This window comes from Arcticibacter sp. MXS-1, assembly GCF_041902385.1.
GTDB lineage: Bacteria > Bacteroidota > Bacteroidia > Sphingobacteriales > Sphingobacteriaceae > Arcticibacter.
This window is the reverse complement of sequence record NZ_CP169244.1, coordinates 1800712-1812853: the sequence shown is the minus strand read 5'-3', so window position 1 is coordinate 1812853 and position 12142 is coordinate 1800712. Positions and strand designations below refer to the sequence as shown.

The following is a 12142-nucleotide window of genomic DNA, read 5'->3' as shown; positions in this document are numbered from 1 at the left end:
ATGCTAAAGAAGATCCTCGTTTTATTATTGATTGGAGTTACTGCAGGAGCGACGGCGCAGGAAAACGACAAGTTTTTTATCGTTACCGGAAAACCGCTCAGCACGGCCGACAGCACCCAGATAAAACGGGACTTTTTCAATGCATTACAACAAAAAACCGCTGGCAGATACGGGCAGGCGGCCACTCTTTTTAAAAAGATCATCGAAGCCGACCCGCAGAACGATGCCGCCCTCTTTGAGCTGAGCGCTATTTACCATGCGCAAAACAACGAGGAACAAGCCGAAGACTGTGCCAGGCGTGCAGTAACGGTCAACCCTGACAACAAGTGGTACTGGCTTCTGCTTACTGAAATCTATAAGAAAAAGAACGCTCTTGATCAGCTGGTTGAAGTGTTCAACGAGCTCATACGGATTGAACCTGACGAAAGAAATTACTATTTCGACAAAGCGAATGCACTCTTTCTTCTCAGCCGGACTAAAGAGTCAGAATCAGTTTACAAAGAGATCGAGGACCGGTTCGGTGGCGGCAATGAACTGGAAGAAGCACGACAAAAGCTTGCGCTCTTAAAAGAAGACCCCCGGGTCACCATCCGACGCCTTCAGGCGGCGCTGAAAGACGATCCATCCAATATCAATCACTACCTCAACCTGGCTGAACTTTACATCAAAACGAACAAGCACGACAAGGCGCTGCAACTTTTAAAAAAGGCCCGGAAAAGCCAGCCGGATAACTCATTTGTTCACCTCCTGCTGTCTGATATTTATCAGGCGCGGGAAAAAACGTCACAAGCTTTTGAAGAGATAAAACTAGCCTTTGCTGACAAAGCCCTGCCTATCGATATCAAGGTACAAATCATCCTCTCCTATTTTGGAAAATTAAAGGACCCGGAAATCATGCAGGGGGCCTTGGGTCTGGCAGAAGTAACGGCGCAAACACATGCACTGGAGCCAAAAGCGCAGGCCCTGTATGGCGACGTCCTGTTCCAGGCACAGCAGCTGGAGGCAGCAAAGAATGCCTATAAGAAAGCTCTGGCCCTCAACAATAAAGTCTACCTGATATGGGCGCAGTTATTGCAGATAGAAATAGCGCAAAGCGAGTTTGAAGCCGCCGTTCAGGATGGCGAGGCAGCCCTCAACATCTTCCCGCATGAGCCGGACCTGTATTTCTTTACCGGGACGGCCTACGCGCAGAGCGGCCGGCACGAGAAAGCAGTCAACGCGTACAAGAATGCCCTGAGCCTTAATCCTAAAAAGTGGGTAAGTGAATCAGACATCTATTCTAGCCTGGGCAGCTCCCTGAATAGCCTTAAAAGGTTTAAGGAATCAGACGAGGCCTTCGAAGCTTCACTCAAGTTAAATGCGGATAATGTTTACACCCTTAACAATTACGCCTATTTTTTGTCGTTAAGAGGAGAAAAGCTTGAAAAAGCGGCAGAGCTTTCGCGCCGTTCCAACGAACTGAAGCCCGGTAACGCCTCTTTTGAAGACACCTATGCCTGGGTCTTGTTCAGGCTGAAGAAGTTTGCTCAGGCACGCACATGGATAGAAAAGGCGATCAAAAGCAATAGCAACAGCGCCGTGCAATATGAGCACTATGGCGATATTCTGTACCACCTCGGCGAAAAGGAATCGGCTGTTGAACAGTGGCAAATAGCACGGGACAAAGGCGTTAAATCAGAAACACTAGAAAAGAAGATCAATGAAAAGCAGTTTTTTGAATAATATTCTTCCGGTACTCCTCGCATTAACCCTGTTCGGTTGTAAAGCGAGAAAAGAAGCGAGACCAGCAGCTACCCCTCCTGTAAATGCGCCAGCAGTAAAAGAAACGAGTGCTGCCACGGAAGCTATTATCCGAAATGTGTCGGCCCATCTCGCCGACTTTAAGACTTTCTCCGGAAAAGCAAAAGCGAACCTCAGTATTGGGAATAACGACAATGATGTGAACATGAACATCCGCGTAAAGAAGGACGAAGTGATCTGGGTATCGGTAACCGCCTTTGCCGGGATTGAGGTAGCCCGAGCGCTGATCACTCCCGATAGCTTAAAAGTACTGAACCGCCTTCAGGGCATCTATCTGGCGCGGCCTTTCAATTATGTTCACCGATTTGCAAACAAGCAGATCAGCTTCGCCAGCCTTCAGGCAATTCTGGTTGGGAATCCCGTCCCGGGGACCTTAAACGCTGACGCCGAGGCACAAACCCTTGGAGAGCAGACTAAATTAAGCGGAAAGATGAAGGGCCTTCTTTTCTCCCTGCTATTTAACAACGAGAACAAGCTCCTCGAAACCAATATGAAGGATGCTGCCACAAATCAAACAGTAGTAGCTACATACGGTGGCTTCCAGAACATATCAGGCATAAAAGTACCCGCCGAGATCAGACTGGTCTCGTCCGCTCAGAATAAGCCGGTAGAGATTGAATTAAAATATAGCTCCATCAGTCTGAATGAGAATCTGGAGTTTCCCTTCAGTGTTCCTAAAAAGTTCACAGTTCAGTAGTGTTGATCCTCTCCGGCTCTTCATCTGTCGCATATGTTCAATCTGTGACTGAGACACCAGTCCCTATCGGCGACTTACCCGCATGCGCGGCCGTTCCAGCCGAGAACTGACAAGGTAATTCTGCACTTAACCTATTTTTTCCCTAAGTTTGTGGCCATGAGTTTGATAAGGCTGTTTTTGTGTTTTTTATTTCTCTTATGTGCCGGCAGCGCCTTTTCCCAGAGTAGCTCGGAGCTGAAGCGGCGCAAAGAAGCCCTCACACACGAGATCGAAATGCTGAGAAATTCGCAGCGGAAAGTAGCGAGCTCGAAACGCTTGTCACTAAAGCAGATCAATGCTTTAAATGCGCAGATCCGGCTAAGAGAAGAAAAGATAAGAACCATCAATTCGGAGATACGCCTTCTCGATAATCAGATCTACGAAAACACAAACACTGTCAGGTCACTCCAGAGCCAGCTCAGCAAACTTAAAAAAGAGTATGCCGCCATGGTGCTGTTTGCTTTCCGCAACCAAAGCGCCTATAGTAAGCTGATGTTTATTTTCGCAGCAAAAGATTTCAACCAAGCGTACAAGCGACTCAAATATTTGCAGCAATTCGGAGATTACAGGCAAAAGCAAGCTCATTACATCGAACACACGCAAAAAGCATTAGGTGTAAAGATCGTGGAGCTTGACCATAACAAGCGCGAGAAAAGCGGGCTGCTGAGCGACCAGGAGAACGAGAAAAAGACACTGGGCAAGGAAAAGAACGATCAGTCGGTACAGCTAAGCCGTCTGAGCAAGCAGGAGAAACAGCTGAGACAAGAGCTGTTACAAAAACAAAAAGAAGTTGCACGCTTAAACCGGGCCATCCAAACGGCGATCAACCGGGAAATCGAGGAAGAACGGCGAAGAGCGGAAGCAGCAGCAAGAGCAGCAGCGGCAAGGACCGGCACAGATGCCAAGCCGGTGGCCAGAGGCTCGAGCGTCCTTGCAGCAACTCCGGAATCGGCAAAGCTTTCGTCCGACTTTTTAAGTAATCGCGGAAAGCTGCCCTGGCCTGTAGCAGTAGGAACCATAGTGGAACGCTTTGGAAATCATGGATATGGGGTGAACGTCACTGTCGAAAACAATGGCATCGACATCAAAACCAGCGAAGGCGCTACTGTCAGAGCAGTCTTTTCGGGCGAAGTACGATCAGTTTACAATATCGGAGGTCAATATGCGGTACTTATCCGGCACGGCGAATACTTCACTGTCTACTCGAACCTTCGCACGGTAAGCGTATCCAAGGGAGAAAAGGTAAGCTTGAAACAATCGATCGGGACAGTGATTACCGATCCGGTAGACGGCACCACCCAGCTTCACTTTGAGGTGCGGAAAGGGGCTGCACCACAGAATCCGGAAGGATGGCTGGCCAACTAAATAACTGATTTAGTTACAATAATATTAGATTGTTGCCGTTATAAAAACTCTATATTTGCACTAATAAAACAAGCAAAGATGCTGACTACTATATTATTATTCGCCGGGATAGGCACACCGGAGCTCATGGTGATCATGTTTGCCATCCTGTTACTCTTCGGAGGCAAGAAGCTTCCAGAACTGGCACGCGGACTTGGAAAAGGGATCAGGGAATTCAAGGACGCCTCCGAAGGAGTTAAACGTGAAATCCACCGCAACATTAACTCTGTTCAGGAAGATCTCGATGTAGATCTGGACAGCAAGCCTGCTACCGCACAAACAACACAAAAGGATACTGAACAATCTCAAATAAACTCTTAACTATGTTAAATTCAATCTTATTGATAGCGGGACTGGGAGCTCCGGAAATACTGATCATTCTGGCAGTGATCCTGTTGTTATTTGGCGGCCGGAAGATTCCGGAATTAATGCGGGGGCTGGGCCGGGGCGTAAAAGAATTCAAGGATGCCAAAGACGGAGATTCCTACAAGGAAGAACGCCGCGGGTAAGACATAGGCATTATTATTACAGGATAACATATTAATGGGAACCCCATAGCTGCAAACAGGCTGATGGGGTTTTTCAGTTTATCAGAAATCCTTATTTTCACAGCATGGATTCATACTCATCACTTATTGCTTTACAAAACGACGTCAGAAAAGGAAATATCGATCTGCCCCAGCTAACGCGACAGTACATCAGTCGTATTGACGAATACAAACATCTGAACGCATTTGTAGAGGTCTTTGAGGATGAGGCGCTGAGCCGCGCCGCAGAGGTGCAAGTCAGACTGAGATCGGGCAAAGCGGGAAAGCTCGCTGGTCTGATCATTGGAATTAAAGACTTGATCTGCTATAAAGACCACAAAGTGGCCGCCGGCTCTCATATCCTGAGTGAGTATACATCCATCTTTTCCTCCACAGTAGTTGAACGCCTCATAGAGGCAGATGCAATCATTATCGGACGCCTGAACTGCGATGAGTTCGCCATGGGCGGATCAAACGAGAATTCATGGTTTGGACCGGTCCGAAACTTTGCAGATCAAACCAGGGTCTCCGGAGGCTCGTCGGGCGGCTCTGCAGTGGCCGTACAAGCCGGTCTTTGCATGGCTACGCTTGGCACTGATACGGGCGGCTCTGTTCGGCAGCCAGCAGCCTTTTGCGGCGTTGTGGGGCTTAAGCCTACCTACGGACGGGTCTCCCGGCATGGCATAGTCGCCTATGCCTCATCTTTCGACCAGGTTGGGCCTATCACAAAGAGCATAGAAGATGCAGCCCTCATCCTCGAAGTAATTGCAGGCGCCGACGAGTACGACAGCACCGCATCCACAGTTCCTGTTCCCGGCTACTCGCAGCTGCTCGCCAGGGGAGGAAAAAAAGGATCGCTTATCTGCCTGAGACGCTCCATAGCGAAGGGCTCGACCCGGAGGTCCGCAGCATGATGGAACGGTCGATCAGCCAGCTCGAAAAGGAAGGCCATTTGGTAGAAGCTGTCTCCTTCCCCTACCTTGATTATGTGGTCCCCACCTACTATATCCTCACGATGGCTGAGTCGTCCTCTAACCTGGCACGGTACGACGGTGTACATTACGGATATCGCAGCAAGAACGCCAGTGACCTGGAGTCCACTTACAAGAAATCCCGTTCTGAAGGATTCGGAACAGAAGTAAAGCGACGGATCATGCTGGGAACCTTTGTGCTCAGCGCAGGGTATTACGACGCCTATTACGCCAAAGCCCAGCGCGTACGGAGACTGATAAGGGAAAAGACAGAGGAAATTCTGAAAGAACATGACTTCATTCTACTTCCTACTTCCCCCGGTCCTGCTTTCAAACTGGGTGAAAAAACTGACGATCCGGTGGTGATGTATCTTGCAGACATCTTTACCGTGCAAGCATCACTCGCGGGCATTCCGGCTATTTCCTTACCGGCAGCTGAAACAAAAGAAGGACTTCCGCTTGGAATTCAGCTCATCGGCAAACGGTTCGGAGAAGCTGAGCTGCTTGCCTTTTCAAAAGAATTCATGGAAATGTAACTATGTTCGTTTTTTCAAGTATAAGGGAGAAAGTCTATTTGTAAAAACGCCTCTGGCAAAAAAACAGTACCATGAAAAAAAGCATGTTCATTAAAGCACTTTGCCTTTTTCCTTTATTGACGATTCTCTTTACAAGAACAAGCACAGCAAACACCGGCATGAGCGCCCGTATTGACTCATTCAGCTTTATGCAGTCGCTCCAGGCCCTCGAAAACAAGGTGCCTCTAACCTACAACTCCTACGTCCAAAGGTTCATTAATGTATATACAGGTACGCAGAAGGCACGTTTCTCAAAGGTACTTGGCCTCTCAAAATATTACTTCCCCATATACGAGAAGATCTTTCGTGAAAGAAATGTACCTGAAGAACTTAAGTATATCTCGGTAATCGAATCATCTCTCAACCCGCACGCCGTATCGCGGGTAGGAGCAACAGGATTATGGCAGTTTATGTATGAAACAGGTAAGATCTATGGGCTGACGATAAACGATGAGCAGGACGACCGTAAAGACCCGGTCAAAGCCTGCAATGCGGCTGCCAGTTACCTGTTAGATTCCTATTTCATGTATGACGACTGGCTCCTAGCCATTGCTTCCTACAATTGCGGACGGAACAACATCAGATGGGCCATTGAAAAAGCCGGCGGTAAAAAGGACTTCTGGTCTATCAGAGAATTCCTCCCGGAAGAAACCCGGAACTACGTACCTGCATTCATTGCCACTGTGTACATTATGAACAACAGCAGGCAGCTGCGTATCGTACCATCCGAATCAGGATTACCCGAAAATACAGACGCAATTCCGCTTACAAGTGCAGTATCGCTGAAAGAAGTTTCAAAGGCAACAGGTATCAGTCTAAGCCTGCTATCTGCACTAAATCCATCCTTTAAAGATTATTTTATCAATGCAAGCCCCGAAAAACCGGGAACCCTTGTACTGCCTCAGAAGGCGCCCTACGCTTATACCAGCCTCCGTCAGCTTCTCACAAGGAGCAGGAACAACGAACAAAATGCAGCAATAAATACAGCGAGTGGCTCAGCAGGTGAAAATTAGGCTGCCGGCGTGATCAGAAGCTCAACTCTTCTGTTTTTAGCACGGCCTTCCGGCGTCTTATTGTCAGCAACCGGTTTAGTATCTCCGTATCCCTTTGTCTGGATACTCTCTGCAGGAAGCCCGAGGCTCACAACGAGGTTTTTCACAGATACTGCCCGCTTGTCGGAAAGCCACTTATTGTACTCAGGGGTGCCTGTCTTATCAGTATGACCTTCTATCACAATCTTTACAGGGCCTTGTTTTTTGATTTCATCAACGAGGCCCTTAATGTCTTCTTTCGCTTGATCGGTCAGGTAGGACGAATTGGTCGGGAAAAGAATATTAGAGTCGAACGTCACCCTTACTCCTTTATTAACGCGCTCAACCTGTGTACCCGGCAGCTTGTTCCGGTACGCGTCATACATGGTAACATCTATGCCCTGACCATTTTTAGGATCGCTTGCTGCAGCAGGCTTGCGACTTTTACAGGCAGTCAAAACAAGGAAAACGAATACAAAAGATAGATAAATACGATTTTTCATCTGTTAGGTACTATGCTAAAATAGAAAGGTGTACTACTGACGGAATCCGAAGGTGTAAGACGAACACCAGCGGGTATATTCGCCATCCTTTTCGGACGGCTCTATATGGGTCACTTTCAACATCCAGTCGCCCGCGCGGTTCAGCTTGATGTAAACCTTGCCTTCGCTATCACTGGAACTTTCCGAGGGAATCACTGATCCGTTGATCGTTCGCGTATATACTTCTGCTCTGGCCTTGGTCAAAGGCTTGCCTTTAAAGAGGATCTGCACCGTGATATCCTCTCCATACTTAAGCTTATAGGGATTCTGCATCAAAAGGATCTCAAGATCCTGCCCGGTATTCTCCTCGTAACACTTTCCCGACGCTTTACCATTCATTACCAGCGCCTTTGCATAAAGTATATTATTGAGAGCCATTTCCTCTTTGTCTCCGGCCTTCTCGGCGAGCGTGTTAAACCCCTCATCCGACAACTGCCTGATCACTTCTTCCCTGTCCAGTGCATCGATCAGCAGATCTTTCCTCGCAGAAACAAGACATAGGCCCTGGTCCTCGGGCTTAACGGCAAGCTCCGGGCCGGCACTCCTAGCACCTTCGGGCAGCAGGTTCACCGGCTTTCCTCCGGAGTACATCATTGCATTCCTGAACTGCGAAGCAGGAATGCTCTTCGCCTTCCTGGAATCAAAGCCTTTTTCAGAGAACATGCTCATTTTAAACTCTTGACCCCGTTCGGGGAAGAAGCTTTCGGGCAGCAAATAGTAACTCTGCGCCGAGACGCGGCCAAGGGAACATGCTAAAATCAAAAAGAAGGAATACCAGAACTTGCGAATTGTCTTCATTACGCTCAAACTTACAAAGTTTTAAAGGGCGGCAAAACTTAATCGCCCACTTTTTTAAATGAGTGATAAACAAATTACACTCAGCTTAACCAGCATACTTTACTACCGTCCGGATAAAGATACACATTGTCTCAAAACCACTCAGCACGTATTGCCCAATTAGGGGGGTAATCAGCGTGAGAGAAAATGGCATCATTCCTGCATTTTGAAAGTATGGCACCTAAACGGAACATACGCAGCACGATCATTGTCCTCGGCATCCTGGCCGCTGTAATCGCCTTCGTGATCTCATGCGACAAGTTGCAATTCGACCATCCGCAGGCAGCAATGGCAGACAACGATAGCCGCGCACTTACTGAAGAGCATATCACAGCCTATGGGGACTCGATAGACGCAAACCTCGCTCAGTTTACGAAACAGCAAAGCCTCGTCTACGAACGGGGCGACTATTCCTTCAGCGTAGCACGGTACAGCAAAGATAACGCCCCTGTCCTCTACGTTGAAAGAGGGAGTGCCGGAGAGTCGGGCGACAGCGAAAAACGCTATTACCTAAAGGACGGAAAAGTAGTGCTCTACAGTGAACGTACCAGCGGACCAGCTGCAGCACCGGCCGCCTCATTGGTCAAACTTTACTACCGCAACTCGGTGCTGTTTAACGGCTTTATAAAAAAGGGCAGCAGCGAGACTGAGCTGGAACAAGCCAGATTTCAGCCATACAGGGGTGGCGGGAGAAAAGCTGCAGACCAGGACCTCCCACGTCTTGAAGACGCAGTCAGTCAAAAAGGCGAATTTGACCTCGTCTTTGAAAGCGTTACCGAATATCCCCGTGCACGATACATCGTACTGACAAGGGAGCGCTTTAACGCTTACCGGGCAGTGATCCGGGCAGACAAGGAAGACGAGTTCATCAGGGAGCTGGCGAGCAACCCGATGAAGTACCAGGGCGCCAGCCTCCATATTAAATGGAACGTCACAGCCGATAACGAGGCAGTATATAAAGAAGGAACACTTAAGCCTGTTCTGCCGTGACAGGGAGGACTTCTGCCATCGGACTGAAAAGATAAATCCGCTCTGTCGCTACCTCTGTACACGAAAACCGCTTCCGCCGCAGGGTACCCTTGCGGAAGACACGCCCGTCTTTCAGTCCGAAAAGGGCGTGGAGCGGCAACGACTCTACCATCACCATGCCGCTGCTCCTGTCGTACTTCTTCAAGGCTCTGAAAAGGTCGATATCGCTGCAGCTCGACGCCGCGGGGTTCTCCAGATAGTTACGAATAGCCATCGTGAGCTCCTCCGGGAAAACCGATTTTTCAAAAAAAGGCCGCATCATCTTCTTAAAGTTCTGCTTCCATTCCTGCCCGTGCGGCTTAACGCTGCCCTTGTGTTCATTCCAGGTCTGCAGGTGCGCAAACTCGTGCACGGAAGTAACAAGAAATGCGTAAGGGTTTAAATCATGATTAACGGAAATACGGTGACCATGCCCGTGCTGAGGCGGCCGGTAGTCGCCGAACTTGGTATTCCGGCCCCTCGATATTTTAAACTCACATTTAAAGTAATCGATCCACCGGGCGATAACCGGGGCAGCATCAGCAGGCAGATAACGCGAAAGAACTGCAATCTTGTCCACAACGATCGCTTCCTATTTTAAAAGATTATATACAAGAAGACTGGCAAGATAAGCGAGCCCGGTCATATAGGCAAACTGAATGAGAGGCCATTTCCAGCTTTTCGTTTCACGATACACCACAGCCAATGTGCTCATACACTGCATGGCAAAGGCGTAGAAGATCATAAGAGAAAAAGCCGAGGCTACCGTAAAAACAGGCAGGCCTGTATCAGGATGCCGTGCTTCCTTCATTTTTGTGGTCACTGACGAAACATGCTGTTCATCATTGCTAACGCTGTAGATCGTAGCCATAGTTCCAACGAACACTTCCCTTGCTGCAAAAGAAGTAATGAGGGCAATACCGATTTTCCAGTCGTAGCCGAGCGGTTTGATAGCCGGCTCGATCGCCTTTCCAATCATTCCCGCGTAAGATGTCTCAAGCAATTCAGAGGAATGATGGAGCTCCAGTTCCGAGGGAGAAGAAAACCGTGCAATGTACTCTGGCGACTGGTACCGCCGTTCCACCTCTGCCCGCTTTGAAGGAGGGCCATAGGTGGCAAGGACCCACAGGATCACAGAGATGGCAATGATCACCTTTCCCGCTTCAAAAACGAACGTCTTTACCTTTTCATACATGGTGAGGAGTACGTTATCCCATCTCGGCATCCTGTACACCGGCAGCTCCATAATAAAATATCCCTTTTCCCTGGCCTTGAATAGATACTTCATCACCCAGGCAACCAGTACAGCCGCAACGATGCTGATCACATACATTCCCATCAGGGCAAGGCCCTGCATATTCAGAAATCCGGCAACCTTCCTGTCGGGCACCACAAGCGAGATCAAGACCGTGTAAATGGGAAGCCGCGCAGAACAGCTCACCAGCGGCGTGACCATGATCGTGATCATCCGGTCCTTCCAGTTCTCAATATTGCGAGTGCTCATAATGGAAGGAACGGCGCAGGCCAGTCCCCCGATCATCGGCACAACCGACTTTCCGTTCAGCCCTACACGCCGCATGATCTTATCCATCATAAAGGTGATGCGGGCCATATAGCCGGTATCCTCCAGAATAGATATGAAACCGAAAAGAATAGCGATCTGGGGGATAAACACGAGTACCCCGCTCAAACCGGCCAGTATCCCGTCTGTGAGCAGGTCGGTGAGAATCCCGGCCGGAAGTATTCGGTGGGCCATCGCCGTAATCCATACAAACAGCTCTTCAATGAGAGACATCGGATACTCAGACCAGGCGAAAATCGATTGAAAAATAAGGAACAACAGCACGAAAAATATGATAAAGCCCCATACCCGATGGGTGATCACCTTATCGATCCTGTTACTCGGAATTTCTTTTTCTGCCGAAGGAAGCACCCTCATCGTGTCCGAAAGGAGCTCGTTAATATACTGATATCGTGCAATTGTTTCGGAGGCCTGTGCTTTCTGGGAATGGAAAGAAAACTCCTGTTCAATTTCCTCGATCCGGTCACTCTGGGCCGGCGTCAAAAAACGCAGGTTCTCATGCTGATGAGCAAACTGCAGAGCAGTATAGGGTTTGTCGATCTGCAGCTCATCCTGGATCTTGCAGATCAAATCCGGAGCTATCGCCTCAACTTCGATGGTATCATTTTGCACCGGAATCGCGGAAGCATAAGAAATAGCCTCTTTCAGGGCCGCCACGTTCTCCCCCTGCCGGGCTGAGATCGGCACCACCTGCACGCCCAGCTTAGCCGACAGGGCATCCACGTCAATAGAGATGCCCGACCTGCGCGCCTGGTCCATCATGTTCAGGGCGATAATCACAGGGATTTTCATATCCGCCACCTGCGTATACAAAAGCAGGTTGCGCTTTAAGTTAGAAGCATCGGCTACCATGACCACAAGATCAGGGTGAACAGGATTCCTCTGGTCCGCCAGAACTTCAAAAACTATTATTTCATCTTTGCTTTTGGGATAGAGGCTATAGGTTCCCGGCAGGTCGATCACCAGGGCGTTCTTTCCGTTGGGAAGCCGGCAGCTTCCGGTCTTCTTATCCACGGTCACACCCGGAAAGTTCCCCACTTTCTGGTTTAAGCCGGTTAATACGTTAAAGAGAGTAGATTTTCCAGTATTAGGATTTCCTACAAGAGCAATTTTCAGATCACCGTTCACT

General features: G+C 48.8%; 13 protein-coding genes. 9 read left to right on the top strand and 4 right to left on the bottom strand.

What is annotated here, in order from left to right:
• From ACES2C_RS07795 to ACES2C_RS07760, 8 genes are all read left to right on the top strand, one after another.
• Positions 1 to 1722 carry a tetratricopeptide repeat protein gene (locus ACES2C_RS07795; protein WP_374166414.1) on the top strand — a complete coding sequence of 574 codons (1722 nt, stop codon included), beginning with the start codon at positions 1 to 3 and terminating at the stop codon, positions 1720 to 1722.
• Positions 1700 to 2497: a DUF4292 domain-containing protein gene (locus ACES2C_RS07790; RefSeq protein ID WP_374166413.1), complete on the top strand. Its 798-nt coding sequence runs from the start codon at positions 1700 to 1702 to the stop codon at positions 2495 to 2497. The genes ACES2C_RS07795 and ACES2C_RS07790 overlap by 23 nt, the downstream gene beginning before the upstream one ends.
• 273 nt (positions 2498 to 2770) lie before the next feature.
• A complete protein-coding gene (locus ACES2C_RS07785) occupies positions 2771 to 3901 on the top strand; it encodes a murein hydrolase activator EnvC (RefSeq protein WP_374166412.1) in 1131 nt (376 codons plus the stop codon).
• Between the two features lie 78 nt (positions 3902 to 3979).
• On the top strand, positions 3980 to 4261 hold the full coding sequence (gene tatA, locus ACES2C_RS07780; protein ID WP_374166411.1) for a twin-arginine translocase TatA/TatE family subunit: 282 nt from the start codon (positions 3980 to 3982) through the stop codon (positions 4259 to 4261).
• 2 nt (positions 4262 to 4263) lie between these two features.
• Complete coding sequence (locus ACES2C_RS07775) at positions 4264 to 4449, top strand: twin-arginine translocase TatA/TatE family subunit (RefSeq protein ID WP_374166410.1); 186 nt, start codon at positions 4264 to 4266, stop codon at positions 4447 to 4449.
• 104 nt (positions 4450 to 4553) lie between these two features.
• Positions 4554 to 5381 (top strand): amidase, encoded by an 828-nt coding sequence (locus tag ACES2C_RS07770; protein WP_374166409.1) that lies wholly within the window; start codon positions 4554 to 4556, stop codon positions 5379 to 5381.
• Positions 5264 to 5974 (top strand): amidase family protein, encoded by a 711-nt coding sequence (locus tag ACES2C_RS07765; protein ID WP_374166924.1) that lies wholly within the window; start codon positions 5264 to 5266, stop codon positions 5972 to 5974. The genes ACES2C_RS07770 and ACES2C_RS07765 overlap by 118 nt, the downstream gene beginning before the upstream one ends.
• A gap of 71 nt (positions 5975 to 6045) precedes the next feature.
• On the top strand, positions 6046 to 7026 hold the full coding sequence (locus ACES2C_RS07760; RefSeq protein WP_374166408.1) for a lytic transglycosylase domain-containing protein: 981 nt from the start codon (positions 6046 to 6048) through the stop codon (positions 7024 to 7026).
• Here the strand turns inward: ACES2C_RS07760 and ACES2C_RS07755 are convergent.
• Positions 7023 to 7547 (bottom strand): OmpA family protein, encoded by a 525-nt coding sequence (locus tag ACES2C_RS07755; RefSeq protein WP_374166407.1) that lies wholly within the window; start codon positions 7545 to 7547, stop codon positions 7023 to 7025. The two genes, ACES2C_RS07760 and ACES2C_RS07755, sit on opposite strands and share 4 nt — an antisense overlap.
• A gap of 33 nt (positions 7548 to 7580) precedes the next feature.
• Positions 7581 to 8384 carry a DUF4198 domain-containing protein gene (locus tag ACES2C_RS07750; protein WP_374166406.1) on the bottom strand — a complete coding sequence of 268 codons (804 nt, stop codon included), beginning with the start codon at positions 8382 to 8384 and terminating at the stop codon, positions 7581 to 7583.
• 213 nt (positions 8385 to 8597) lie between these two features.
• Here ACES2C_RS07750 and ACES2C_RS07745 point away from each other — a divergent pair, with 213 nt between their 5' ends.
• A complete protein-coding gene (locus ACES2C_RS07745; RefSeq protein WP_374166405.1) occupies positions 8598 to 9413 on the top strand; it encodes a hypothetical protein in 816 nt (271 codons plus the stop codon).
• Here the strand turns inward: ACES2C_RS07745 and ACES2C_RS07740 are convergent.
• Together ACES2C_RS07740 and feoB are read right to left on the bottom strand one after the other, a co-directional pair.
• Complete coding sequence (locus tag ACES2C_RS07740) at positions 9394 to 10011, bottom strand: sprT domain-containing protein (protein ID WP_374166404.1); 618 nt, start codon at positions 10009 to 10011, stop codon at positions 9394 to 9396. The genes ACES2C_RS07745 and ACES2C_RS07740 overlap by 20 nt on opposite strands.
• A gap of 12 nt (positions 10012 to 10023) precedes the next feature.
• Positions 10024 to 12141 (bottom strand): ferrous iron transport protein B, encoded by a 2118-nt coding sequence (gene feoB, locus ACES2C_RS07735; protein WP_374166403.1) that lies wholly within the window; start codon positions 12139 to 12141, stop codon positions 10024 to 10026.
• Between the last annotated feature and the right edge of the window lies 1 nt (position 12142).

Excerpts from the sequence above, each read along its gene's own strand:
- ACES2C_RS07795 (WP_374166414.1), top strand. The coding sequence starts at position 1 with ATGCTAAAGAAGATCCTCGTTTTATTATTGATTGGAGTTACTGCAGGA.
- ACES2C_RS07755 (WP_374166407.1), bottom strand. The coding sequence starts at position 7,547 with ATGAAAAATCGTATTTATCTATCTTTTGTATTCGTTTTCCTTGTTTTG.
- ACES2C_RS07790 (WP_374166413.1), top strand. The coding sequence starts at position 1,700 with ATGAAAAGCAGTTTTTTGAATAATATTCTTCCGGTACTCCTCGCATTA.
- ACES2C_RS07770 (WP_374166409.1), top strand. The coding sequence starts at position 4,554 with ATGGATTCATACTCATCACTTATTGCTTTACAAAACGACGTCAGAAAA.
- tatA (WP_374166411.1), top strand. The coding sequence starts at position 3,980 with ATGCTGACTACTATATTATTATTCGCCGGGATAGGCACACCGGAGCTC.
- ACES2C_RS07745 (WP_374166405.1), top strand. The coding sequence starts at position 8,598 with ATGGCACCTAAACGGAACATACGCAGCACGATCATTGTCCTCGGCATC.
- ACES2C_RS07785 (WP_374166412.1), top strand. The coding sequence starts at position 2,771 with ATGCTGAGAAATTCGCAGCGGAAAGTAGCGAGCTCGAAACGCTTGTCA.
- ACES2C_RS07750 (WP_374166406.1), bottom strand. The coding sequence starts at position 8,384 with ATGAAGACAATTCGCAAGTTCTGGTATTCCTTCTTTTTGATTTTAGCA.
- ACES2C_RS07775 (WP_374166410.1), top strand. The coding sequence starts at position 4,264 with ATGTTAAATTCAATCTTATTGATAGCGGGACTGGGAGCTCCGGAAATA.
- ACES2C_RS07760 (WP_374166408.1), top strand. The coding sequence starts at position 6,046 with ATGAAAAAAAGCATGTTCATTAAAGCACTTTGCCTTTTTCCTTTATTG.